Genomic DNA, 22,139 nt, shown 5'->3' with positions numbered 1-22,139 from the left:
TGTCCGGCATGAGCGCACCCCCGGACAGCACCCCGCCGCCACCCCCCGAGGTCCCCGACGCACGCGACGAGCCCGCCGGGGTCCGGCGCTTCTGGCGGCGGCTCGGCCTGCCCGGCCTCGTCGACGTGCACACGCACTTCATGCCGGAGCGGGTGCTCCACAAGGTGTGGGCGTACTTCGACGGGCTCGGCCCGCTCACCGGCGGCATCGAGTGGCCGATCACGTACCGGAAGGAGGAAGGCGAACGGGCCGCGCTGCTGCGGGCGTTCGGGGTGCGCGCCTTCACGGCGATGCTCTACCCGCACAAGCCGGGCATGGCCCGCTGGCTGAACGACTGGGCCGCCGGCTTCGCCCACCGCACCCCCGACTGCCTGCACACCTCGACGTTCTTCCCCGAGCCCGGCGCCGCCGCCTACGTGCGCGAGGCCGTCGAGCACGGGGCGCGCGTCTTCAAGGCGCACGTCCAGGTCGGCGGGTACGACCCGGCCGACGAGGCGCTCGACCCCTGCTGGGGCCTGCTCGCCGAGGCGGGCGTCCCGGTGGTGGTCCACTGCGGCTCGGGACCCGCCCCCGGCAAGCACACCGGCCCCGGACCGGTCGCCCGCGTGCTCGCCCGCCACCCCCGGCTGCGGCTGGTCGTGGCGCACATGGGCATGCCCGAGTACGAGGACTTCCTGGGTCTGGCCGAGCGGTACCGGGAGGTCCGCCTCGACACCACCATGGCGTTCACCGGCTTCAGCGAGCGGATGGCGCCGTTCCCCCGGCGGGCGCTGCCCCGGCTGGCGGACCTCGGCGACCGCGTCCTGCTCGGCACCGACTTCCCCAACATCCCCTATCCCTATGTTCATCAGCTCGACGCCCTGGCGGGTCTCGGGCTCGGGGAGGACTGGCTGCGGGCGGTGTGCCACGACAACGCGGCCCGGCTGTTCGGGCTGCCGGCCCCGCCGGAGGAGCCCGTCTGAGGAACCCCTGTGCGTTTCTCAGGGAAAACACAGACGGACGAAAGGGTGCTCTCAGAGGACGTCCCCATCGTGTCCGGCATGACCACGATCTCGCCCCAGGGGCGCACCGAACCGCTCAGGCCGGACGGGAGCTCCGTCCGGGTGCTGGTGGTGGACGACGAGCAGTCGGTCACCGAACTGCTTTCCATGGCCCTGCGCTACGAGGGCTGGCAGATCCGCAGCGCGGCCGACGGGCAGGGCGCGCTGCGCGCCGCCCGCGAGTTCCGGCCCGACGCCGTCGTCCTGGACATGATGCTGCCCGACATGGACGGGCTCTCCGTCCTCGGCCGGCTGCGCCGCGAACTGCCCGACGTGCCCGTGCTGTTCCTCACCGCGGGGGACGCCGTCGAGGACCGGATCGCCGGACTGACCGCGGGCGGCGACGACTGCGTGACCAAGCCCTTCGGCCTGGAGGAGGTCGTCGCGCGGCTGCGCGGACTGATCCGCCGCTCCTGCGCGAGCGACCGCCGCTCCGACGCCCTGCTGGTGGTCGGCGACCTCACCCTGGACGAGGACAGCCACGAGGTGACCCGGGGAGGCCAGAGCATCCACCTGACCGCCACCGAGTTCGAGCTGCTGCGCTTCCTGATGCGCAACCCGCGCCGGGTGCTCAGCAAGGCGCAGATCCTCGACCGGGTCTGGTCCTACGACTTCGGCGGCCGGGCCAACGTCGTCGAGCTGTACATCTCCTACCTGCGCCGGAAGATCGACGCGGGCCGGGAGCCGATGATCCACACCCGGCGCGGCGCCGGTTACCTGCTGAAGCCCGCGGTGTCGTGAGCGGACCAGGGTGGCCGGACCCGCGCGGTTCGGCCCCGGCCCCGTCCCCACCCGTCCGGTGACGGAAGCCGGCCACCCTGCCACGAACTGTGTTGTACACCGTAAGGGGCTGTTCTACGGTGTACAGCATGACGACGTCCCCACCGGAGCACCCGTCCGCGGCCCCCGACCCGTCCCCGGACACCGCACCGGTGGACGGGGCTCCCCGGGGGCACGTCCGGCGGTGGCCGATCCTCGGAGTCATCTGTCTCGCCCAGCTCACCGTGCTGCTGGACAACACGGTGCTGAACGTGGCGATCCCCTCCCTCACCCGGGAGATGGACGCCTCGACCGCCGACATCCAGTGGATGATCAACGCCTACTCCCTGGTCCAGTCGGGCCTGCTGCTCAGCGCGGGCAACGCCGCCGACCGCTACGGCCGCAAGAAGATGCTGATCGTGGGCCTGTCCCTGTTCGGCGTGGGGTCGCTGGCGGCGGGCCTGGCCCAGTCGTCCCCGCAGCTGATCGCGGCGCGGGCCGGCATGGGCGTCGGAGGGGCGCTGCTGCTGACCACCACCCTCGCCGTGGTCATGCAGATCTTCACGCCCGAGGAGCAGCCCAAGGCGATCGGTGTCTGGAGCGCCGTCAACTCCCTGGGCTTCGCCGCCGGTCCGCTGGTCGGCGGGTTCCTGCTGAACCACTTCTGGTGGGGTTCGGTCTTCCTGATCAACCTGCCGGTCGCGGCCCTGGCGCTGGCCGCCGTCGCGGCGTACGTCCCGGAGTCCCGAAGCCGGCGGGGCGACCGGCCCGACCTGGCCGGCGCGGTGCTCTCCACCATCGGCATGACGGCCCTGGTCCACGCCGTCATCTCCGGCCCCGGACACGGCTGGACCTCCGGCAGGGTGCTCACGAGCGCGGGCACGGCGGCCGTGGCGCTCGGCGTCTTCGCGTACGGGGAGAGCCGGGTCCCGTACCCGATGCTCGACCCGCACTTCTTCCGCGACCGGCGCTTCACCGGCGCGGTCGGCGGACTGGTGCTGATCACCTTCGGCATGGGCGGCGCGCTCTTCCTGCTCACCCAGTACCTGCAGTTCGTCCTCGGGTACGGGCCGCTGGAGGCGGGTCTGCGCACCGCGCCGATGGCACTGACCGTGGTCGCCCTCAACTTCACCGGCGTGGGCACCGAGTGGGCGGCGAAGATGGGGACCCCGCTGTCCATCGCGGTCGGCATGGGCCTGATGGCGGCCGGACTGGTGTCGATCGCCACGCTCACCGAGCACGGTTACAGCGGCACCCTGCTCGGCCTGGTGCTGATCGGCGCGGGCACCGCGATCGGCAGCCCGGTGATGGCACACGCCGTGATGAGCTCCGTGCCCCGCGAGAAGGCGGGCGTCGGCGCCGGCATCAACGGCACGCTGGCCGAGTTCGGCAACGGGCTCGGGGTGGCCGTCCTCGGCGCCGTGCTCAACGCGCGCTTCGCGGCGCTGGTGCCGGTCGCGGCGGCCTCGCTGCCGGCCGCGCTGGACGCGGCCGGCTCGGACCGCGAACGCGCCGAGATCACCGGGGCGTTCTCCTCCGGCCTGGAGACGAGCCTGCTGGTCGGCGCGGTGGCGGTGCTGCTCGGCGGACTCCTCGCGGCGGCGCTGCTGCGCCGGGCCGACCACGCCGACGCACGGTCCGCGCAGGAGGGGCAGAAGGGGCAGGTGGACACCTAGGGGAAGGGGGGAACCCCCCTGTCGAGGGCGTTCCGGCGCCGTGCGCTCGCACGACCGCACGCACCCGGACGCCGCCCCTTCTCCCGCGTTCCTGTGCCGGGCACCCCCTAGCATGAACCGGCGTCGGCAAGTCGAGGAAGGTGCGTCATGGTGAGGGCAGACCAGCGGTCCGGGAAGACGCCGCGGCCGAGCGTCTGGCTGGAGGACCGGGATCAGGACCGGGGCGGCAGGCGCGGTGGCGGCCAGCCCTCCGGACTGGACCGGGACCGGATCACCGGGGCGACCGTGCGGCTGCTGGACGCCGAGGGCCTGGCGAAGTTCTCCATGCGCCGCCTCGCCGCCGAGCTGGACGTCACCGCGATGTCCGTCTACTGGTACGTCGACACCAAGGACGACCTGCTGGAACTGGCCCTGGACCGGGCCTTCGGCGAACTGACCCTGCCCGAGCCGGACGCCGACGAGGACTGGCGCGACCAACTGCGCGCGCTGGCCCGCGAGTACCGGGCGCTGCTGGTGCGGCACTCCTGGCTGTCCGCGCTGGCCGGCCGCTTCCTCAACATCGGCCCCAACGCCCTGCGGTTCTCCGGCGCGGTCCAGCAGGTCCTCGGCCGCACCGGGCTGCCCGAGCACGGGGTGACCGGGGCGATCTCCGCCGTGTTCCAGTTCGTGTACGGCTACGGCACGGTGGAGGGCCACTTCCACGACCGGGTCGCCTCCACGGGCCTGACCCCCGACGAGTACCACCACCGGGCCATGACCGAGGTGACGCGGGATCCGGACGCCTCCGACGTGATCGGGCAGTCGGCCAGGATCATGGAGGCCCGGGGCGGCGACACGGTCCAGGAGATGCTCGAACGGGACTTCTCCTTCGCCCTGGACCTGCTGATCGCCGGCATCGAGGCGATGGTCGCCCGCGGCCGCGGCTAGCTGTTCCGTCCGCGGCGTCCGCACCCCGCACTCCGGCGGGGCGTCCACGCCTCCGCACTCCCGCGAGGGATCGCGCTACCCGCTCTCCGCCGGCCGCGCCGGGACACCGCCGGTCGCCACCGGACTCCAGCGCTCCGGAGCGGCCCGGATCAGCGACTCGCCCCGCTCCACCATGGCCGCCCGGTACGCGCCCCGGTCGGGGTGCCCACCGGCGATGCGGCGGCAGTACCCCGTCGGCGGCTCCACCGGCTCGGGCCCGTCCAGCACCCGGCACCTCGGCGGTGCCGTCGATCCGCGCCCAGGGTCCTTTGCCGAGGCGCCGGCCCGGGCGGACAGAACGCCTAAGCCGCCATCGCCTCCGGGAGGTTGTCGTACACGGGTACGTCGCGGCGCAGCCCGGTCACCTCCAGCACGCGGCAGGCCATGCTCTCCGGGAGGGCCACCAGGAGCACCCGGGTGTCGGGGAGCAGGAGTCTTCGGGCGGCGTTGATCAGGCGGACGCCCTGGGAGTCCATGAAGCGGGTCGCCGACAGGTCGAGGATCATCACCTGCGCCGGGCCCTCGGAGCCGGAGCGGGCCTGGTACATGATCAGCGGCAGCAGGCCGTCGGCGTTGCGGACGTCGATCTCCGACGGCAGCGGGAGCATCACGCGTTCGGCGGGAGGGGGCGGAAGGGTCACGGCACTCACCTGACAGTCATCGGTCCGGAAAATCGGGAAAAGGCCGCTTCCTGACCTCCGCCCATTGCACCACGGCGAGGGGCCGGACCGGAAGCGGCCGAGGTCCGGAGGCCCGTGCTCACACCTCGGGAAGCGACTCCCCCCGCACGGCCTGGACGTCCAGTTCCACCCGGAGCGTCGTGCCGATGGCGGCGATGCCGGCCTGGACGACCTGGTTGTAGTGCATCGCGAAGGCCTCGCGGTGCAGCTCGGTCGTGGCCCGGAAGGCCGCCCGGGTGCCGCCCCACGGGTCCGCGCCCGTGCCGAGGTACGCCAGGTCCAGGTCGACCGGGCGGACCACTCCGCGCATGGCCAGCTCGCCGTGCACGGTCCAGCGGTCGGTGCCCGCCCGGGTGAGCCCCGTGGACCGGTAGACGATCTCCGGGTACCGCTCGACGTCCAGGAAGTCCGGGGACCGCAGATGGGTGTCCCGCGTCTCGTTGCCGGTGTCGATGGACGCGGCCCGGATCACCGCCTCCACCCGCGACTTGGTGACGTCGTCCGGGGCGATCTCCACCGAGGCGGTGAAGTCGGTGAACCGCCCCCGCACGCTGGAGATGCCCAGGTGCTGGGCGACGGCGGCCACACCGGAGTGCGCCGGGTCGACGGTCCACGGTCCGGGCGGCGGCAGGTCCGTGCCCCCGGTCCGGGCCAGCGTGACCGTCCCGACCTCCGCGCGCCCGCTCGCGGTGACGAGGGCGCTGGCGGCGGCGGGCGCGTACCCGACCGCGGTCACGACGACGGTGTACGCCCCCGGCGCCAGCTCCGTGGCGTCCCGGACGGCGCCCTCGGCGTCCGCCTCGGCGCGCAGCACCTGGGCGCCGGTCCCGTCGGTCAGCGTGACGACCGCGTGCGACACGGCCCACCCGTCCCGGGTGCGGATCCTCGCGGTCAGTGGCATCCCGTCTTCTCCTTGAAAAGGCTGACAATAGGGTCGCAATACGACCGGCCCGCAGCGGGGGCGCGTCTCCGCTACAGGACGCGCGGGCCCGCCACGGGCCGGGGCTCGGGTCACTCGCCCGGATGGGCGAGTTCGATGTCGTGGTCGTCCACACCGGTGCCTGTGACCGTCAGGGCGCTCGCCACCGGCGGGTAGCCCGTGGCGATGACGGTGTACTCCCCGCCGTCCAGATCGGCGAAGGCGTACGCGCCGTCCTCGCCGGTCGTCGCCGTGCCGACCACGTTGCCCGCCGCGTCGACCAGGGTGACCCGGGCGTCGGCCAGCGGACCGTGCGGGGCGCGGACCACGCCCCGCACGTGGGCGCCGGTCTCCAGATCGGCCTCGACCCGGGTGACGCCCGTGGCGCCGATCTCGACCGGCAGGGCGCGCGGCCGGTACCCGGCGGCGTTCACCGCCACGGTCACCGCGCCCGGCACCAGCTCGGTGAACGAGAACTCGCCCTGCTCACCGGTGGCCCCGGTGGCCAGCAGGTCCCCGCGCACATCCGTGACGATCACCATCGCGTCCCTGACCGGCCGTCCGGTGTCCGCCGCGCGGACCACACCGGTCATGCCGCTGGTGCCGCTGAGCAGGACGTCGTAGGAGACCGGCTCGCCGTTCACCACGACCGTGGACGCCTGCGGCTGGTGCCCGTCGGCGGCCGCGATCAGGACGTACGACCCCGCCGAGGGGGCGTCCACCGCATAGGAGCCGTCGTCCTGGGCCACGCAGCGGCCCAGCTGGCGTCCGCCCAGGGAGATCAGCGTGACGGCGGCCCGCGGCACCGGGACGCTGTCCGCGCCCCGCACGAAGCCGCACACCGGGATGCCGGCGGAGGCGGACTCCTCGGGCCGGGTGACGGCGGCGACGGCGGACACCGGTCCGGTGAAGGTGTCTCCCGCGGCGGCCCGGGTCTCCGGGGCGGCGGAGCCCGCGGGGGCGGCGCTCCCGGCCGGGGCGGCGGCCTCGGCGGCCGTCGGGGCGACCGGATCGCCGGCGCCGTCCTGCTCCTGCGCGGCCTGGGCCAGCGCGCCGGTGGTCCGCAGCGGGACCTCCTTGATGAACACGGTCATCAGGAAGCCGAGCAGCGCGATCGGCGCGACGTACAGGAAGATGTCGGCGATGCCGTGGCCGTAGGCGCTCTCCAGCCAGGCGCGGATGGACGGGGGCAGCAGGTCCATGTCGGGAATGGCGCCGCCGCCGGAGACCTTGGCGGCCGCCGCCTGCTCCTGCGGGCTGAGCGAGCCGATGGTGTCCGCCGCGTAGTGGCTGATCCGGCTGGACATCACCGAGCCGAGCACGGAGACGCCCACCGCGCCGCCGAGGGAGCGGAAGAAGGTGACCACGGAGGAGGCCGCGCCCAGGTCGCTCGGGGCCACCTGGTTCTGCGTGCAGAGCACCAGGTTCTGCATCATCATGCCGACACCGAGGCCCATCAGCGCCATGAAGACGCCGATCTGCCCGTACGGGGTGTCGTGGCGCATCGTGCTCAGCAGGCCGAGGCCCGCCGTGAGCAGCACGCCGCCTGCCAGCAGCCAGCTCTTCCAGCGGCCGGTCCTGGTGATGACGATGCCGGAGACGGTCGACGATATGAACAGGCCGCCGATCATCGGGATGGTCATGACGCCCGACATGGTCGGGGACTGGCCCCGGGCGAGCTGGAAGTACTGGCTGAAGTAGACGGTGCCCGCGAACATCGCGATGCCGACGAACAGCGAGGCCAGCGAGGCCAGCGTGATGGTGCGGTTGCGGAACAGGCGCAGCGGGATGATCGGCTCGCTCGCCCTGGACTCGACCAGCAGGAAGACCAGCGTCAGCAGGAGCGCGCCGCCCACCATCACACCGGTCTGCCAGGACATCCAGGCGTACTTGTCGTCCGCGAAGGTGACCCAGACGAGCAGCAGGCAGACGGCCGCGGTGACGAAGGAGGCGCCGGCCCAGTCGATCTTGGCCTTCCGCTTCACCAGGGGCAGGTTCAGCGTCTTCTGCAGCACGATCAGCGCGATGACCGCGAACGGGACGCCGACGTAGAGGCACCAGCGCCAGCCGAGCCAGCTGGTGTCGGTGATGACGCCGCCCAGCAGCGGGCCGCCGACGGTCGCGACCGCGAAGGTCGCGCCCAGGTAGCCGGAGTACCGTCCGCGCTCACGCGGGGAGATCATCGCGGCCATGATGATCTGGGCCAGCGCGGCGAGACCGCCGCCGCCGAGGCCCTGGATGGCGCGCGCGGTGATGAGCATCCCCGGGTTCTGCGCCGTACCGGCCACGATCGAGCCGATCACGAAGATCACCAGGGCCGTCTGGACCAGGGCCTTCTTGCTGATGAGGTCGGCGAGCTTGCCCCACAGGGGGGTGGAGGCGGTCATCGTCAGCAGCGAGGCGGTGACGACCCAGGTGTAGGCGCTCTGGCCGCCGCCGAGGTCGGAGACGATCTCGGGCAGGGCGTTGGTGACGATGGTCGACGACAGGATGGCGCAGAACATGCCGAGCAACAGCCCGGACAGCGCCTCCAGGATCTGCCGGTGGGTCATCGGAGCGTCCTGGGAGGGTCCTCCCCCGTGCTTGGCATGAGCCCGCACACCGTTCGGTGTGGTCGTTGCCATGGACTTCCTTCTCTTAGGTGCTTGCGGGTGTACGGGTGGTCCGTTCGAGCGCGGAGGGTGCCTGCCGGGGCACGGTGCGGGGGTCGCCGAAGCTGTCCCTCAGGCGCGCCATCAGCTGGGTGAGGCGGCCGACCTCCTCGTCCGACCAGTCGCCCAGCCGCTCGGCGAGGAGCTGCGTCGTGAGCCGGAACAGGTCGTCGAGCCGGGTCTGGCCGGCCGGGGTGAGGCGCAGGATGCGGGACCGTTTGTCGGCGGGGTCGGGGGAGCGCTCGATCCAGCCGCGCTCGGCCAGATGGGCGACGTGGCGGCTGGTGACGGACATGTCCACGGACAGCAGCTCGGCGAGCCTGCTCATGCGCATGTCGCCGTGGCGGCCCAGCACGGTCAGCACGGCCGCGGAGCCGCTCGGGCAGTCCGACGGCATCAGCCGGTTCATCTCCCGCTTGACGGCGCCGAAGGCGCTGAACTGCCGGACCAGTTCCTCGTACTGTGCCGACTCGGCCATGGCACCTCCGTTTCGTTGCTTGAAGCAACCGTAGATATCGATGGTTGCTGAAGACAAATAAAAATGGGCCGTCCGGCTCCAAAACTTGGCAAAGGCAAGTAATCGCGACAGTAAACACGCAGGTGGGGAGGGGTGCACGCGGGGGATCCCGGCCCTCCGTAACCGTCCCGGCCGCTCTTCCCCGCCCCGCTTGGGGCCCCGGACGGTGATTCGCTAGTGTCTCGTGGCATGGCTAACACCCAGGGCCCGCAGGGCAATCACGACCCCGCCGGCAGCACCCAGATGTTCCGCGCGTTCGTCGACGAGGCCCCTCAGGGCCGGCAGGCGGCGTCCACGGGCGGCGGACCGCGGATCGGACTGATCGTCGGCATCGTCGTCGCCGTGGCGATCGTCGCGGCGGTGGCCTGGCTCGCGCTGAAGTGAGCAGGAAGGCCGCCGAGGACTCCTCGGCGGCCTTCGCGGTCCGTGCGCACCCGGTGCGCGGCAACGCGTCCCCGCCTCCTCGCGGAGGGCGGCCCCGCACGGCAGTGCGGGCCGCCTCGTCCTCGAAGCCGGACCGCGCGCGGCTCACCGTGGACCCGGGTCCCGTGAGGGCGGGACGCGTCGGGTCGCGCCGTGCTGGAGGCGCAGGGCCCGCCGGGCGACGCGCGGTGGCCCGAGGGGCGGAAGACCGCGCGGCCCCGGAAGGCGCGAGGTGCCCTCGACCCCGCAGCGCCGCGGTGCCCGTGACCGGGAACGCGGAGGCGCCCCGGCCCGGCGGGCCGGGGCGCCTCCGCGTCCGGAGTCGTCGCGGGCGGTCAGTCCGAGATGAGCCCGTCCCGCAGCTGGGCCAGCGTGCGGGTGAGCAGGCGGGAGACGTGCATCTGGGAGATGCCGACCTCCTCGCCGATCTGCGACTGCGTCATGTTCGCGAAGAAGCGCAGCATGATGATCCGCCGCTCACGCGGCGGCAGCTTCGCCAGCAGCGGCTTCAGCGACTCCCGGTACTCCACGCCCTCCAGCGCCGTGTCCTCGTAGCCGAGGCGGTCCGCCAGGGAGCCCTCGCCGCCGTCGTCCTCCGGGGCGGGGGAGTCCAGCGAGGACGCCGTGTAGGCGTTCCCCACCGCGAGGCCGTCGACGACGTCCTCCTCCGACACGCCCAGCACGGCGGCGAGTTCGCTCACCGTCGGGGAGCGGTCCAGCTTCTGGGAGAGCTCGTCGCCGGCCTTGGTCAGCGCCAGCCGCAGCTCCTGGAGCCGGCGCGGCACCCGCACCGACCAGGACGTGTCGCGGAAGAACCGCTTGATCTCCCCGACCACGGTCGGCATCGCGAACGTCGGGAACTCCACGCCCCGTTCGCAGTCGAAGCGGTCGATCGCCTTGATCAGCCCGATGGTGCCGACCTGGACGATGTCCTCCATCGGCTCGTTGCGCGAGCGGAACCGCGCCGCCGCGTACCGCACGAGCGGGAGGTTGAGCTCGATCAGCGTGTCCCGGACGTAGGCGCGCTCGGGGCTGTCCTGGTCGAGCACGGCGAGCCGCAGGAACAGGGAGCGGGACAGGGTGCGGGTGTCGAGGGCCGCCGTCTCCGGGAGGTCCGGAGCGGGTGTGGTGGCGAGGGCCGGGCCCTCGTCGATGGGGCCGAGTGCGTCGAGAGCATGGGGAGCTGACTCGCTCTCCGCGAGCGTGAGCACCTTCGAGCTGCCCTGTTCTGCGGACATGCCACCCCCTTTGGGTCGCGGGACGGTCGCGGCGAACGCTCCCGATCCGGGGAACGCAGCCTTCACCTGAATACCGGCGCCGAAGCTCCGGCAAACGCGCTTCCGGCAGAATGTCACATGTCGGCAACGCGCTGTAGTGACATGTCGACATCCGAGATGCGAATCAGCCCTGGGAACAAGGGGTCTGACGGGGTATCGGGCAGAAGGGGCGCGGATGCGCGCCGTCGGGCGATTTCGCTCGTCACGGTTACGCGTCGATCCTGTTTGCGGACCTCAGCCGCTGGAAGCTCCGGGCCAGCAGCCGGGACACGTGCATCTGCGAGACGCCCAGCTCGGCGCTGATCTGTGACTGTGTCAGATTGCTGTAGTAACGCAGCAGCAGGATGCGCTGCTCGCGCTCCGGCAGCTGCACGAGGAGGTGCCGGACGAGGTCGCGGTGCTCCACCCCGTCCAGGGCCGGGTCCTCGTAGCCGAGCCGGTCCAGCAGGCCGGGCATCCCGTCGCCCTCCTGCGCGGCCTCCAGCGAGGTGGCGTGGTACGACCGGCCGGCCTCGATGCAGGACAGCACCTCCTCCTCGGAGATGCGCAGCCGCTCGGCGATCTCGGCGGTGGTCGGGGTGCGCCCGAACGCGGTGGTGAGGTCCTCCGTCGCGCTGTTCACCTGCACCCACAGCTCGTGCAGCCGGCGCGGCACGTGGACGGTGCGGACGTTGTCGCGGAAGTACCGCTTGATCTCCCCGACCACGGTCGGCATCGCGAACGTCGGGAACTGAACCCCCCGCTCCGGGTCGAAGCGGTCGATGGCGTTGATCAGGCCGATGGTGCCGACCTGGACGACGTCCTCCATCGGCTCGTTCCGGGAGCGGAAACGGGCGGCCGCGTACCGCACGAGCGGGAGGTTCGCCTCGATGAGCGCCGCCCGCACGCGGGCGTGCTCCGGCGTTCCCGGTTCCAGGTTCTTGAGCTGACCGAACAGCACCTGGGTGAGGGCCCGGGTGTCCGCGCCGCGGCGTTTGGCGGGGGTCTGGACCGCGTCGGGGGACACCTCGTCCTGGGGCGGCGCGGAACTGGCCGACACGGTCAACGCCACCTCTTCATCGCTCACATCGTCCGTCAACTCATCCGGCAAAAGCGGTCATAGCATCACAAGACTGACTCACTGTGCGCAAGCACCGCATATTCCGTGTTGAGGCGGGAAAAGGCCGTGGAATGCTCCGAGGCCCCCCGCCGGCACGGCAGAGGGCCTCGGAGCACGGAGCACGGAGCGCGGGCGGACCGTCAGAACTCGTAGTCGGCGATCACCCACGTGGCGAACGCGCGCCACAGGCCGACCCCCGCCTGGTGGTCCGGGTGCTCCACGTACCGGCGCAGCGCCTCGGCGTCGTCGAACGCCGAGTTGATGGCGAAGTCGTAGGCGATGGGGCGGTCGCTGATGTTCCAGGCGCACTCCCAGAAGCGGATCTCCGGGATCCTCCCCTCCAGCGCGCGGAAGGCCTCCACCCCCGCGACGACCTCGGGGTCGTCGCGGCGGACGCCCTCGTCGAGCTTGAAGAGCACCAGGTGCCGGATCATCACTTTCCTCCCGCGGCCAGCCAGGTCATGAAGTCGCCGACCGCCTTCGCGGCGTCCGAGACGCCCTGGAACCCGATGGTGACGTAGTCGCCGGCGGTCTCGGGATCCGTGATGATCACGTACAGCACGAAGACCACCAGGAGGTAGACGACGGCCTTCTTCGCGTTCACCGCCATCGCGGCCCTCCCCTGTCACTGCTGTCACGCGTGCACCGAGCGGGCCCATGATCGCACGAAGGGCCCCGTCTGACGACGGGGCCCTTCAGGAGCGGTAGCGGAGGGATTTGAACCCTCGGTGACTTGCGCCACACTCGCTTTCGAGGCGAGCTCCTTCGGCCGCTCGGACACGCTACCGAGGGAGACCTTACAGCACGGGGGCGCGTGGGCCGAAATCGGTGTTCAGCGTCCGCGGAAGAACTCCGTGAGCAGCCGCGCGCACTCCTGCGCGAGCACGCCCTCGATCACCTCGGGACGGTGGTTGAGACGCCGGTCGCGGACCAGGTCCCACTGTGATCCCACCGCCCCCGCCTTCTCGTCCCGGGCGCCGTAGACCACCCGGTCAACCCGGGACTGCTGGACGGCGCCCGCGCACATCGTGCAGGGCTCCAGCGTGACCACCAGGGTGCAGCCGGCCAGCCGCCACTCCCCGGCCCGTCCGGCGGCCCGGCGCAGCGCGAGGACCTCCGCGTGCGCGGTGGGGTCGCCGCCCGCCTCGCGCTCGTTGTGGGCGCGGGACAGCACGGTGACCCCGTCCGCGGCCAGCACGACGGCCCCGACGGGGACGTCCCCGCCGGGGACGGCCCGGCGGGCCTCGTCCAGGGCGAGGCGCATCGGCTCCCGCCAGCGGTCGCGCACCGGGTCCGGGAGGCCGGGCGCGGGGGTGGTGGCCGGCACGGTCAGCGGACGGTCTCCAGCACCTCCGAGGCGCCCAGGGCCTCGGCGATCTCCGAGACGGCGTCCTCGGTCATCGAGCGCAGCTCCTTCTCGGTCACGCCCAGGTCCTCCAGGACCCGCGCGTCCCCGACCGGGCCGTGGGGAACGGACTCGCCGGAAGCGGCGGACGGGCCGCCGTCGGCGTCCTCGTCGTCCGGCTCACCGTCCTCCGTGCCGTCGAGGTCGAGGGCGTCCAGGTCGGGGCCGCCGTCCCCGGGCTCCCGGCCGAGCAGTTCGTCGGTGAGCAGGATCTCCCCGTAGCTGCTGCGGGAGGCCGCCGCGGCGTCGGACACGTAGATCCTGGGATCCTCCTCACCGTCCACGCGGACGACGCCGAACCAGCCGTCCTCCTGCTCGATCAGCACGAGCACCGTGTCCTCGTCAGGAGAGGCTTCCCGGGCCAGATCGGCGAGATCCGACAGGGTTTCCACATCGTCGAGCTCCGTGTCGCTCGCTTCCCACCCGTCTTCGGTGCGCGCGAGCAGTGCGGCGAAGTACACCGTGACTCTCCCACTGGTCATAGGCGTGCCGGTTGGGGGTCCCCCCGGCGGAGGTGTGCGGGCGGGTATGCGGAGTTCCGAGACCCCGCCCATGGGGAATCGTGGCAGAAACAAGGCCATCAGGGGACGTCTTCCGCTCCCTGTGTCCGGCAGTTTCGGTCGCGGTGCGCCGAGTGCGCCCCGGAAGGACTCACCAGCGCACTTGTCGCCGCCACGACCGGATCGTACGCGGCTTTCCCCGCCGCCTGAGCGCGGCGCTCTCGGGCGACGCGTCCGGGGCGCGACGGGGCCCGTGATCGCGGGCCGGCGAGCCGCCGATTCCGTACGCCCGCCTGGCGGACGTGGCGTGTCGTGCCCGCCGCCGGCCGCGGGCACGGGCGACCCTCCCCGCGGCCGGGAGTGAGAAGGGGGCGGACGCCCCGGCGCCCCGCGAGCGCCGGGGCTGCGCAGCCCCGGACGGTACCGGCGCCGGTACCGCCGAAACCCCGCTACCAGCGAAACGTCCGCATCCGCATCGCGTGCCGCAGCCGCGCCGCCTTCGCCCGCCGCGGCTGCACCCGGTCCCGCAGCGCCCGCGCCTCCGCCAGCTCCCGCAGGAACCGTGCCCGCCGCCGCCGGCGCTCGGCCTCCCAGTCGACCTCGTCCCCGATGCCGGCGGCGCCCTCACCGGCCCCGGCCGCGCCGGGGGCACGGCGCGCGCCGGCCGACGGATTCCCGCGATCCTCCTGCTCAGACATTGCGTCATCACCCCAGTCCGTCCCTCCCACCTTCCCCCGACCGGGCGGTTTGACGCCAGCGAAGGAGTGGCGAGGGCCCCAGCCCCCCGCCCCGCACGGGGACGCCGGCCCCTCCGCGTCCCGGTTAGGGTTGAGGCCATGCGTCTCCACGTCGTCGACCACCCCCTGGTCGCCCACAAGCTCACCACGCTGCGCGACCAGCGCACCGACTCCGCGACCTTCCGCCGCCTCGCCGACGAGCTGGTCACCCTGCTCGCCTACGAGGCCACGCGCGACGTGCGCACCGAACAGGTCGACATCCAGACGCCGGTGGCGCGGACCACGGGCGTGAAGCTGTCCCACCCCCGCCCCCTGGTGGTGCCGATCCTGCGGGCCGGCCTCGGCATGCTGGACGGCATGGTCCGGCTGCTGCCGACCGCCGAGGTGGGCTTCCTCGGCATGATCCGCAACGAGGAGACGCTGCAGGCCTCGACGTACGCCACCCGGATGCCGGAGGACCTCTCCGGGCGTCAGGTGTACGTCCTGGACCCGATGCTCGCGACCGGCGGCACGCTCGTCGCGGCCATCCGGGAGCTGATCGAGCGCGGCGCGGACGACGTGACCGCCGTGGTGCTGCTGGCCGCGCCGGAGGGCGTCGAGGTCATGGAGCGCGAGCTGGCCGGCACGCCGGTGACGGTCGTGACGGCGTCCGTGGACGAGCGCCTCGACGAGCAGGGCTACATCGTGCCCGGCCTCGGCGACGCGGGCGACCGGATGTACGGGGCCGCGGAGTAGCTCCGCGCCTCACCGCCCCCGCGGGCTCCGCTCGGGGCGGGACCCGCTCAGCAGTTCTTCTTCGAGGCGGGCGTCGGCTCGGGGTTGGCCAGTACGGTCAGCGCCTTGTCGGCGTCCGCCTTCGCCGTCAGGCCCCGGAACGCGTCGCCGATGATCAGGTCGAGCTCGGCGCCCTTGCGGGCCGGGTCGGTGCGCCGCTCGGCGCCGGCCAGCTGGGCGCCCAGCACCGGCAGCGCCGTGTCCAGCGCGGTGGCGGGACCGAGCAGCACGCCGGCGCCCTTGACCTTCTTGTCGTACGCCGCCGGCGCGTTGGCCACCTCGCCGATCCGGAAGCCGCGCTTCTTCAGCTCGTCGGCGGTCTTCTGGGCGAGCCCGCTGCGGGTCGTGGCGTTGAGCACGTTGACGGTGATCGTATGGGGGCGCAGCAGCGGCTTGGCGGCCCCCACGGTGTTGGCCGACGGCTTCGCCGCGGGGACGCAGGCGGCCTTGGTGCCGGCCGCGGAGGCGGAGTCGCCGCCGCCGGTGAACACGTCGATGAGTTGCAGCGTGCCCCAGCCGCCCACGCCGAGCAGGGCGGCGGAGGCCACGCTCAGCACGACGAGCCTGCCGCGCCGCCGGGGCCGGCGCATCCGCGGGTACTTGTCACCCGTGATGCGGTACTGGCCGCCCATGCCGGGTGGAGTGAGCATGCTCATGGGCGCAGCGTAGTGCGCCCGGGCTGCTATGCCTACTAGATGATCATTCGACTGGGTGCAGTCCGACTCGAAAGGGCCAAACCGGGCCGCCAGGGGGTTCGACGGGGCGTCAGTCGAGTTCGAGGACGCGCGCGTGCAGCACCTGGCGCTGCTGGAGCGCCGCACGCACCGCGCGGTGCAGTCCGTCCTCGAGGTACAGGTCGCCCTGCCACTTCACGACGTGCGCGAAGAGGTCGCCGTAGAAGGTCGAGTCCTCGGCCAGGAGGGTCTCGAGGTCGAGCTGCTGCTTGGTCGTCACGAGCTGATCGAGGCGGACCGGGCGCGGCGCCACGTCCGCCCACTGCCGGGTGCTCTCCCGGCCGTGGTCGGGGTACGGCCGGCCGTTTCCGATGCGCTTGAAGATCACACGGAAAGCCTACCGGTCGAGACGTTCCGGGCGCAGCCATGGTGACGCAGTGCGCCGCCGCAAAAGCCGCCCGAAACCGTCGGAAAACGGTCCGCGCCCCCGCCGCGTGCCCTCTCCGGCCGCCCGGTCCGCCGCCGTTCGGCCCGCATGCCCGCCCCCGGTGCGGCGCCGGCCCGCCGGGCACGCCCCCGGCTTCTTCGCCGCCGCCTTCCTCTCCTGCTCGTGCGCCCGCGCCTTCGCCGGGGCTCCGGGCCCGTGATGCCCGCGACGGAGCGGAAGGGCTCCTCCTCGCCGTACGCCCCGGCCGCCTCCCGCCGGCCCGTGGGCCGGACGCCGGGCCGCTCGCCCGGCAGGGCGAGGAGGACCTGCGCCTCCCGCTTGCCGGACCCGGGCAGGTCCTGGAGCCGCTTCAGCAGCTCGCGGCCGCCCGCCGCGCCCCGCCGGACCACCTCGGCGTCACCGCCGTGGTGCTCGACGGGGTACCGGCACAACTGCTGGACACGGCCGGCCGTCGAACCCGGGCAGCGGTGCACCGCGGGCTTCCCGGGGAGCGGCGCGGCGAACGCCTCCGGGGCGTGCGCGTCGATCTCGTGCGTGGCGAGGGCGTCCGCGCCGGGCCGCCGCGTGAGCGTCGCCGGGCCCTTGAACGCCCCCTCCACCGGGATCCGCCGGTCCGGCGGCCTCCCGGTCGGCGCGGCGGGCGGGCTGCGGCCCGGCGGCCGGCCGGCGTCGAGGTTCCGGGCGAGGCGCGGCGTGACGTCCACGCCCCGGTGGTCGCGCGTCGCCCGTCGGGCGCGCGGCGCGGGTCAGCTCGCGCGCCAGTACCCCAGCGCCTGCACCCGCTGCTTGGCGAGGCCCAGGTCCTTGCGCACGAACGCGCCCAGCGTGCGGGTGGTCGCCGTGTCACAGGCGATCCACACGTACGGGTCGGCGTGGGACCTCAGCAGGTCCGGCAGTTCGGCGCGGACGCGGTCCACCAGCGCCGCGCCCGCGTCCCGCCGGGGGACCTCGCGCACCTCGTGCCGCGCGGGGTCGGCCACGCAGGGCAGTCCCTCCAGGGAGCCCTCGAACCAGATGGTCGCCGGGGTGTCGCCCAGGGCGCCCAGCAGGGAGTTGACGGCCGGCAGCGAGGCCGGGTCGCCGACCACGCAGACGTGCGACGGGGCCGGGTCGGGGTGCTCGAAGCCGGTGCCCTGCACGGTCGCCTCGATGGTGTCCCCGGGCTTCGCCGCCCGCGCCCAGTCGCTGGCGCGGCCCTCGTGCAGCGCGAACTCCAGGGCGAAGGTGCCGGCCTCCAGGTCCGGGTCGACCAGCGTGTACGCGCGCTGGTGCGGCTTGCCCGCGTTGTCGAACCACAGCCGTACCCACATCGTGGGGTGGACGCCGGTCGTCGCCAGCATCCCGCCGTCGGTGAAGGTCACCCGCCGGTAGTCGGCGGTGACGTCCTCGGCGCCCGTCACGGTGAACTCGAAGTCCTTGGCGCGCAGCAGTCTGAGGACCGCGCCCTCCCAACCCCGCCCCTGCCCCATCGCGTCCTCCCCCTTCGCGTACGATGCCGCCACGTCACGGTAACTTAGGGGAGCCTAACCTAAAAGGAAGTGGGGGCACAGTGTCCGGTGCGATCTTCCGGGACCCCTGGGGGGTTCCCCATCTGCGGGCCGACGACGCGCGCGAACTCGCCCGCGTCCAAGGGCTGGTGACCGCGCTCGACCGCGGCTGGCAGATCGAGGTGGAGCGGCACCGCGCCCAGGGCACCTCGGCCTCCTTCCTCGGCGCGGAGGCGCTGCCCTGGGACGTGCTGGCCCGGCGCGCCCGGGTGGCCGACACGGCCCGCCGCTGCCTCGCCCGCCTGGAGGAGCGCGACCCGGAGACCGCCGACTGGATCCGGGCGTACGTCACCGGCGTCAACCAGGGCCTGGACGGGCACGACGCCCCCGAATTCGCCCGCGCCGGTCTCCTCCCCGGCCGCTGGGAGCCGTGGACGCCGCTGGCCGTGTGGCTGTCCGCGCACCTCCTCTTCGCCGGGTTCCCCGCCAAGCTGTGGCGCGACCACGTCGCCGCGCGCCTCGGGGCGGACGCCGTGGGCCTGTTCGCCACCGACGGCCCCGGCACCTCCGGCAGCAACGGCTGGCTGGTCGCGGGGGAGCGCACGGTCACCGGACAGGCGGTCCTCGCCGGCGACCCGCACCGCTTCATCGAAGACCCCGGCGTCTACCAGCAGATACGTCTGTCCTGCCCGGAGTTCGACGTCGTCGGCCTCGCCGTGCCCGGCGTCCCCGGCATCGCCCACTTCGGCCACACCGGCACGGTCGCCTGGGCCATCACCAACGCCATGGCCGACTACCAGGACCTCTACCGCGAGCGGCTGCGCCGCACCGGCGCCGGCGTCGAGGCGCTCGGCCCGGACGGGAGCTGGCGGCGGGCCGCCCGGCACATCGAGACCGTCGAGGTGGCGGGCGAGGAGCCGGTCGAGGTGGAGGTCGTCGAGACCGACCGCGGGCCCGTCGTCATCGGCGGCCCCGAGGGCCTGGACGGCGGGGTGCCGGAGCCGGACGGGCCCCCGCTCGCCGTCGCCCTGCGCCACCCGCCCCGCGTCACCGCCGACCTCGGCTTCGGCGCCCTGCTGCCGCTGCTGCGGGCCCGCCGCGTCGCCGACGTCGACCGCGCCGCCGACCTGTGGGCCGAGCCCGTCAACGTCGTCCTGGCCGCCGACACCGAGGGCGGCACCCTGCACCGCGTGGCCGGCCGCGTCCCCGTCCGCTCCGACGCCAACCGCGTCCGCCCGGTGCCCGCGTGGGAGCCCGGCCACGAGTGGCGGGGCTGGCACGAGGCGCCGCGCGCCGGACTCGACGACGGCGTCGCCGTGATGGCCAACCAGCGCGGCCCCGCGGCTCCGCTCGGCGTGGAGTTCGCCCCGCCGCACCGCGCCGACCGGATCACCGCACTGCTCGCGGGGCGGCGCCGCTGGTCGGCCGCCGACATGGCCGCGCTCCACACCGACACCCGCCTCGCCTCCGCCGCTCCCCTCCTGGACCGCCTGGCCGCACTCGGCGCACCGGACCTCACCGGTCCCGCCGCCGCCCTGCGCGAGCGGCTGCTGGCCTGGGACCGGCACATGGACGCCGGCAGCGCCGACGCGGCGGCCTTCGCGGCCCTGCGTAGTGCGGTCGTCCGCCGGCTCGCCGCCGAGCCCGCCCTCGCGGCGGCCGCGGCCCCGCCCCCGTACCCGGAGGTCTTCCGCCCCTGGCTCGCCCTGGTCCCGCGCATCGGGTACGCGCTCGAACACCTGCTGGCGGCGCGGGACCTGTTCGGCATCGACCGCCCGGCCGTCGTCCGCGCGGCGCTGGAGGAGACGGCCGCCGTGCCGCCCGCCGGCGTCTGGGGCGACACCCACCGCCTCGCGCCCTGGCGGGCCCTGCCGCCCGAGGCGCCGCAGGAGGAGCCCGGCCTGTCCGGCGACCACGACTGCGTGCTGTGCACCTCCGCCGTGCCCGGCGTCACCGACCTCGCCGCCCGCGGGCCCGCCGCCCGTTACGTCTGGGACCTGGCCCGGCGCGAGGACAGCCGCTGGGTGGTGCCGCACGGCGCCTCGGGCCGCCCCGGCTCGCCCCACCACCGCGACCAGCAGCCGCTGTGGCTCGCCGGAGACCTGGTCCCGGTCGTCACCGACTGGGCGCAGCTGACGAAGGAGACCGATGTCTGACCCGTACGTCTCCCGCCCGGCCGTCCACGAGCAGACGGTCGACGGCTTCGGCGCGGTGCGCGTCCTGCCGCTCGACCCGGCCGCCGACGCCCCCCTGCTGCACCGCTGGGTGGGCGAGGAACGCGCCGTGTTCTGGGGCATGAACGGCCTCACCGTGGAGCGGGTCGCCGAGATCTACGCGCACATGGGGACCCTCGACACCCACCACGCGTACCTCCTCGTCAAGGACGGCGTCCCGGCCGCGCTGCTCCAGACCTACGAGCCGGAGGCCGACCGGGTCGGCGAGTGCTACGACGTCCGGCCGGGCGACATCGGCGTGCACCTGCTGCTCGCGCCCCCGGAACCGGGCGGGACCCGCTCCGGCTGGACCGCGGGACTGGCGACCGCCGTCGTCACGTACCTCCTGGTGGCCCTGGACAAGCGGCGGATCGTCGTCGACCCGGACGCCGGCAACGAGAAGGCGATCGCCCGCTTCGTGAAGCAGGGCTTCACCGCCGGACCCCGGGTGGTGCTGCCGGAGGTCGACCTGCCGGACGTGCGCCTCCCGCAGAAGCGGGCACAACTCGCTTTCCTCACCCGCGAGGTAGCCTTCGGCAGGTGACCCCCGACGACCTCGTCGCCCACTACCGGCTGGAGCCGATCTCCCGTGAGGGGGGCCGGTTCCGGCAGACCTGGGCCGGTCCCGTCCGGCCCGACGGCCGCCCCGAGGGCACCGCCGTCGTCGCCCTGCTCACCAGCGAGCCCGGTGACTTCTCCGCCCTGCACCGGCTGCCCGCGGACGAGACCTGGCACCACTACCTCGGCGACCCGCTGCGGATGCTGCTGCTCGCCCCCGACGGCACCAGCAGCACCCCGGTGCTCGGCCCCGACGTCCTCGGCGGCCAGCACGTCCAGCTCACCGTCCCCGCCGGCACCTGGATGGGCGCCCGGGTCGCGGACGGCGGCTCCTGGACGCTGTTCGGCTGCACCATGGCCCCCGGCTTCACCTACGAGGGCTACGAGCACGGCGACCCGGCCGAACTGACGGCCCGCCACCCGGACCGGGCGGACCTCGTCGCGGAGCTGAGCCGCCCATGAGCGTCCGGGGACTGCTGCACGGGCAGGTCGCCCTGGTCACCGGCGCGGGCGGCGGCATCGGCGGGGGCATCGTTCGCCGGCTCGCCGAGGAGGGCGCGGCCGTCGCTCTGCACTGCCGTACCTCCGTCGCGTCGGCGCGGGAGACGGCGAGCGCCGTCCGGGACGCGGGCGGCAGGGCCGTCGTCCTGCGGGCCGACCTCACCGACGAGGACGCCTGCCACCGCCTGGTCGCCGAGGCCGCCGAACGGTTCGGCGGCCGGCTCACCGCGCTGGTCAACAACGCCGGCGTCCAGCCCGTCCAGGAGCTCGCCGGGACGACGGCGGCCGAGTGGCGCGCGGTCGTGGACACCAACCTCACCGCCGTCTTCGCCTGCACCCAGGCGGCGGCACGGCTGATGCGCGACCAGGGCGGCGGCTCCGTCACCCACATCGCCTCGGTCGAGGCCCGCTTCCCCGCCCCCGGCCACGCCCACTACGGCGCGTCCAAGGCCGCGGTGGTGGCGCACGCCCGCTCGGCGGCGCTGGAGTACGGCCCGTGGGGCGTGCGCGTCAACACGGTCTCGCCCGGCCTGATCGACCGGGAGGGCCTGGCGGACGCCTGGCCGGAGGGCGCACGGCGCTGGCGGGAGGCGTCCGCCGTGGGCCGCCTCGGCCGCCCGGAGGACGTCGGCGACGCCTGTGTGTTCCTGGCCTCCCCGCTCGCGTCCTGGGTGACCGGCCACGACCTGGTGGTCGACGGAGGGGCCACGTCCCGCCCGACCTGGTGACGACGTCCCCGCCGCGTTGAGCGGAGCACGCCTTCCGTCCGTACCCCCTGGGAGGCGAACGGCCGGGAGGCGGGGACGACGTGGAGCGACGGCGCGACGGGACGGCG

24 protein-coding genes, 1 tRNA gene and 2 pseudogenes are annotated in these 22,139 nt (G+C 73.8%); 10 read left to right on the top strand and 17 right to left on the bottom strand.

Going from position 1 to position 22,139, the window contains the following annotated elements; genetic code table 11:
• The first annotated feature begins 8 nt into the window (after positions 1-8).
• The 4 genes from ACWH4W_RS05555 to ACWH4W_RS05540 all read left to right on the top strand — a co-directional run bounded on the left by ACWH4W_RS05555 (position 9) and on the right by ACWH4W_RS05540 (position 4,402).
• Positions 9-962: an amidohydrolase family protein gene (locus ACWH4W_RS05555; RefSeq protein WP_473074691.1), complete on the top strand. Its 954-nt coding sequence runs from the start codon at positions 9-11 to the stop codon at positions 960-962.
• Between the two features lie 78 nt (positions 963-1,040).
• Positions 1,041-1,781: a response regulator transcription factor gene (locus ACWH4W_RS05550; protein ID WP_473074690.1), complete on the top strand. Its 741-nt coding sequence runs from the start codon at positions 1,041-1,043 to the stop codon at positions 1,779-1,781.
• A 128-nt stretch (positions 1,782-1,909) separates the two neighbouring features.
• Positions 1,910-3,475, top strand: a complete 1,566-nt coding sequence (locus ACWH4W_RS05545) for an MFS transporter (RefSeq protein WP_473074689.1) — start codon at positions 1,910-1,912, stop codon at positions 3,473-3,475.
• Positions 3,476-3,622: 147 nt separating this feature from the next.
• Positions 3,623-4,402 carry a TetR/AcrR family transcriptional regulator gene (locus ACWH4W_RS05540; RefSeq protein WP_473074688.1) on the top strand — a complete coding sequence of 260 codons (780 nt, stop codon included), beginning with the start codon at positions 3,623-3,625 and terminating at the stop codon, positions 4,400-4,402.
• A gap of 75 nt (positions 4,403-4,477) precedes the next feature.
• On the opposite strand, the pseudogene ACWH4W_RS05535 reads toward ACWH4W_RS05540, so the two are convergent.
• The 5 genes and pseudogenes from ACWH4W_RS05535 to ACWH4W_RS05515 all read right to left on the bottom strand — a co-directional run.
• Positions 4,478-4,709: pseudogene (locus ACWH4W_RS05535) on the bottom strand (PPOX class F420-dependent oxidoreductase); the annotation flags it as partial.
• A gap of 34 nt (positions 4,710-4,743) precedes the next feature.
• Entirely contained in the window at positions 4,744-5,091 is a 348-nt protein-coding gene (locus tag ACWH4W_RS05530) for an STAS domain-containing protein (RefSeq protein WP_473074687.1), read from the bottom strand.
• Positions 5,092-5,200: 109 nt separating this feature from the next.
• Positions 5,201-6,022, bottom strand: a complete 822-nt coding sequence (locus ACWH4W_RS05525; protein WP_473074686.1) for a YceI family protein — start codon at positions 6,020-6,022, stop codon at positions 5,201-5,203.
• A 110-nt stretch (positions 6,023-6,132) separates the two neighbouring features.
• Positions 6,133-8,592, bottom strand: coding sequence for an MFS transporter (locus ACWH4W_RS05520; protein ID WP_473074685.1), 2,460 nt, complete (start codon positions 8,590-8,592; stop codon positions 6,133-6,135).
• 85 nt (positions 8,593-8,677) lie between these two features.
• Positions 8,678-9,169, bottom strand: coding sequence for a MarR family winged helix-turn-helix transcriptional regulator (locus ACWH4W_RS05515; protein ID WP_473074684.1), 492 nt, complete (start codon positions 9,167-9,169; stop codon positions 8,678-8,680).
• 228 nt (positions 9,170-9,397) lie between these two features.
• Between ACWH4W_RS05515 and ACWH4W_RS05510 the strand changes: the two genes are divergently transcribed.
• Positions 9,398-9,592, top strand: coding sequence for a hypothetical protein (locus tag ACWH4W_RS05510; protein ID WP_473074683.1), 195 nt, complete (start codon positions 9,398-9,400; stop codon positions 9,590-9,592).
• A gap of 374 nt (positions 9,593-9,966) precedes the next feature.
• On the opposite strand, the gene ACWH4W_RS05505 is transcribed toward ACWH4W_RS05510, so the two are convergent.
• The 8 genes from ACWH4W_RS05505 to ACWH4W_RS05470 all read right to left on the bottom strand — a co-directional run bounded on the left by ACWH4W_RS05505 (position 9,967) and on the right by ACWH4W_RS05470 (position 14,610).
• Positions 9,967-10,869 (bottom strand): RNA polymerase sigma factor SigF, encoded by a 903-nt coding sequence (locus tag ACWH4W_RS05505; RefSeq protein WP_473074682.1) that lies wholly within the window; start codon positions 10,867-10,869, stop codon positions 9,967-9,969.
• A gap of 247 nt (positions 10,870-11,116) precedes the next feature.
• On the bottom strand, positions 11,117-11,953 hold the full coding sequence (locus ACWH4W_RS05500) for an RNA polymerase sigma factor SigF (RefSeq protein WP_006132791.1): 837 nt from the start codon (positions 11,951-11,953) through the stop codon (positions 11,117-11,119).
• A 194-nt stretch (positions 11,954-12,147) separates the two neighbouring features.
• Positions 12,148-12,441 carry a Dabb family protein gene (locus tag ACWH4W_RS05495; RefSeq protein WP_473074681.1) on the bottom strand — a complete coding sequence of 98 codons (294 nt, stop codon included), beginning with the start codon at positions 12,439-12,441 and terminating at the stop codon, positions 12,148-12,150.
• Complete coding sequence (locus ACWH4W_RS05490; protein WP_473074680.1) at positions 12,441-12,617, bottom strand: hypothetical protein; 177 nt, start codon at positions 12,615-12,617, stop codon at positions 12,441-12,443. The genes ACWH4W_RS05495 and ACWH4W_RS05490 overlap by 1 nt, the downstream gene beginning before the upstream one ends.
• Positions 12,618-12,709: 92 nt before the next feature.
• Positions 12,710-12,794: transfer RNA gene (locus ACWH4W_RS05485), tRNA-Ser, on the bottom strand.
• A gap of 45 nt (positions 12,795-12,839) precedes the next feature.
• On the bottom strand, positions 12,840-13,271 hold the full coding sequence (gene tadA, locus ACWH4W_RS05480) for a tRNA adenosine(34) deaminase TadA (protein WP_473077425.1): 432 nt from the start codon (positions 13,269-13,271) through the stop codon (positions 12,840-12,842).
• 65 nt (positions 13,272-13,336) lie between these two features.
• Positions 13,337-13,873, bottom strand: coding sequence for a tRNA adenosine deaminase-associated protein (locus ACWH4W_RS05475; RefSeq protein WP_473077424.1), 537 nt, complete (start codon positions 13,871-13,873; stop codon positions 13,337-13,339).
• A gap of 488 nt (positions 13,874-14,361) precedes the next feature.
• Complete coding sequence (locus ACWH4W_RS05470; RefSeq protein WP_473074679.1) at positions 14,362-14,610, bottom strand: hypothetical protein; 249 nt, start codon at positions 14,608-14,610, stop codon at positions 14,362-14,364.
• 138 nt (positions 14,611-14,748) lie between these two features.
• On the opposite strand from ACWH4W_RS05470, the gene upp reads away from it, so the two are divergent.
• Positions 14,749-15,384 carry a uracil phosphoribosyltransferase gene (gene upp, locus ACWH4W_RS05465; RefSeq protein WP_106413497.1) on the top strand — a complete coding sequence of 212 codons (636 nt, stop codon included), beginning with the start codon at positions 14,749-14,751 and terminating at the stop codon, positions 15,382-15,384.
• A gap of 47 nt (positions 15,385-15,431) precedes the next feature.
• On the opposite strand, the gene ACWH4W_RS05460 is transcribed toward upp, so the two are convergent.
• From ACWH4W_RS05460 to ACWH4W_RS05445, 4 genes and pseudogenes are all read right to left on the bottom strand, one after another.
• Positions 15,432-16,055, bottom strand: a complete 624-nt coding sequence (locus ACWH4W_RS05460; RefSeq protein WP_473077423.1) for a LytR C-terminal domain-containing protein — start codon at positions 16,053-16,055, stop codon at positions 15,432-15,434.
• A gap of 133 nt (positions 16,056-16,188) precedes the next feature.
• Positions 16,189-16,485: a type II toxin-antitoxin system VapB family antitoxin gene (locus ACWH4W_RS05455; RefSeq protein WP_004943146.1), complete on the bottom strand. Its 297-nt coding sequence runs from the start codon at positions 16,483-16,485 to the stop codon at positions 16,189-16,191.
• Positions 16,486-16,680: 195 nt separating this feature from the next.
• Positions 16,681-17,249, bottom strand: a pseudogene (locus ACWH4W_RS05450) (HhH-GPD-type base excision DNA repair protein); the annotation flags it as partial.
• Positions 17,250-17,291: 42 nt separating this feature from the next.
• The gene (locus ACWH4W_RS05445) at positions 17,292-18,014 is read right to left on the bottom strand and encodes a siderophore-interacting protein (RefSeq protein ID WP_473077422.1); all 723 of its coding nucleotides are present in this window, start codon (positions 18,012-18,014) and stop codon (positions 17,292-17,294) included.
• An 80-nt stretch (positions 18,015-18,094) separates the two neighbouring features.
• Between ACWH4W_RS05445 and ACWH4W_RS05440 the strand changes: the two genes are divergently transcribed.
• The 4 genes from ACWH4W_RS05440 to ACWH4W_RS05425 are packed head-to-tail and all read left to right on the top strand — an operon-like array spanning position 18,095 to position 22,032.
• Entirely contained in the window at positions 18,095-20,188 is a 2,094-nt protein-coding gene (locus ACWH4W_RS05440) for a penicillin acylase family protein (protein ID WP_473074678.1), read from the top strand.
• Entirely contained in the window at positions 20,181-20,789 is a 609-nt protein-coding gene (locus ACWH4W_RS05435) for a GNAT family N-acetyltransferase (RefSeq protein WP_473074677.1), read from the top strand. Before ACWH4W_RS05440 ends, ACWH4W_RS05435 begins: the two co-directional genes overlap by 8 nt.
• A complete protein-coding gene (locus ACWH4W_RS05430) occupies positions 20,786-21,265 on the top strand; it encodes a cupin domain-containing protein (RefSeq protein ID WP_473074676.1) in 480 nt (159 codons plus the stop codon). Before ACWH4W_RS05435 ends, ACWH4W_RS05430 begins: the two co-directional genes overlap by 4 nt.
• Positions 21,262-22,032: an SDR family NAD(P)-dependent oxidoreductase gene (locus tag ACWH4W_RS05425; RefSeq protein ID WP_473074675.1), complete on the top strand. Its 771-nt coding sequence runs from the start codon at positions 21,262-21,264 to the stop codon at positions 22,030-22,032. The genes ACWH4W_RS05430 and ACWH4W_RS05425 overlap by 4 nt, the downstream gene beginning before the upstream one ends.
• The last annotated feature ends 107 nt before the right edge of the window (positions 22,033-22,139 follow it).

Source organism: Streptomyces sp. DSM 120436, assembly GCF_055778765.1.
The sequence above is the reverse complement of the archived record's forward strand: the minus strand, read 5'-3'. Positions and strand labels throughout refer to the sequence as shown.

Bases quoted from the DNA above. Each gene is read 5' to 3' on its own strand.
- ACWH4W_RS05555 (WP_473074691.1), top strand. From the start codon at position 9: ATGAGCGCACCCCCGGACAGCACCCCGCCGCCACCCCCCGAGGTCCCC.
- ACWH4W_RS05550 (WP_473074690.1), top strand. From the start codon at position 1,041: ATGACCACGATCTCGCCCCAGGGGCGCACCGAACCGCTCAGGCCGGAC.
- ACWH4W_RS05545 (WP_473074689.1), top strand. From the start codon at position 1,910: ATGACGACGTCCCCACCGGAGCACCCGTCCGCGGCCCCCGACCCGTCC.
- ACWH4W_RS05540 (WP_473074688.1), top strand. From the start codon at position 3,623: ATGGTGAGGGCAGACCAGCGGTCCGGGAAGACGCCGCGGCCGAGCGTC.
- ACWH4W_RS05525 (WP_473074686.1), bottom strand. From the start codon at position 6,022: ATGCCACTGACCGCGAGGATCCGCACCCGGGACGGGTGGGCCGTGTCG.
- ACWH4W_RS05520 (WP_473074685.1), bottom strand. From the start codon at position 8,592: ATGACCCACCGGCAGATCCTGGAGGCGCTGTCCGGGCTGTTGCTCGGC.
- ACWH4W_RS05515 (WP_473074684.1), bottom strand. From the start codon at position 9,169: ATGGCCGAGTCGGCACAGTACGAGGAACTGGTCCGGCAGTTCAGCGCC.
- ACWH4W_RS05510 (WP_473074683.1), top strand. From the start codon at position 9,398: ATGGCTAACACCCAGGGCCCGCAGGGCAATCACGACCCCGCCGGCAGC.
- ACWH4W_RS05505 (WP_473074682.1), bottom strand. From the start codon at position 10,869: ATGTCCGCAGAACAGGGCAGCTCGAAGGTGCTCACGCTCGCGGAGAGC.
- ACWH4W_RS05495 (WP_473074681.1), bottom strand. From the start codon at position 12,441: ATGATCCGGCACCTGGTGCTCTTCAAGCTCGACGAGGGCGTCCGCCGC.
- ACWH4W_RS05490 (WP_473074680.1), bottom strand. From the start codon at position 12,617: ATGGCGGTGAACGCGAAGAAGGCCGTCGTCTACCTCCTGGTGGTCTTC.
- tadA (WP_473077425.1), bottom strand. From the start codon at position 13,271: ATGCGCCTCGCCCTGGACGAGGCCCGCCGGGCCGTCCCCGGCGGGGAC.
- ACWH4W_RS05470 (WP_473074679.1), bottom strand. From the start codon at position 14,610: ATGTCTGAGCAGGAGGATCGCGGGAATCCGTCGGCCGGCGCGCGCCGT.
- upp (WP_106413497.1), top strand. From the start codon at position 14,749: ATGCGTCTCCACGTCGTCGACCACCCCCTGGTCGCCCACAAGCTCACC.
- ACWH4W_RS05460 (WP_473077423.1), bottom strand. From the start codon at position 16,055: ATGGGCGGCCAGTACCGCATCACGGGTGACAAGTACCCGCGGATGCGC.
- ACWH4W_RS05445 (WP_473077422.1), bottom strand. From the start codon at position 18,014: ATGGGGCAGGGGCGGGGTTGGGAGGGCGCGGTCCTCAGACTGCTGCGC.
- ACWH4W_RS05435 (WP_473074677.1), top strand. From the start codon at position 20,181: ATGTCTGACCCGTACGTCTCCCGCCCGGCCGTCCACGAGCAGACGGTC.
- ACWH4W_RS05425 (WP_473074675.1), top strand. From the start codon at position 21,262: ATGAGCGTCCGGGGACTGCTGCACGGGCAGGTCGCCCTGGTCACCGGC.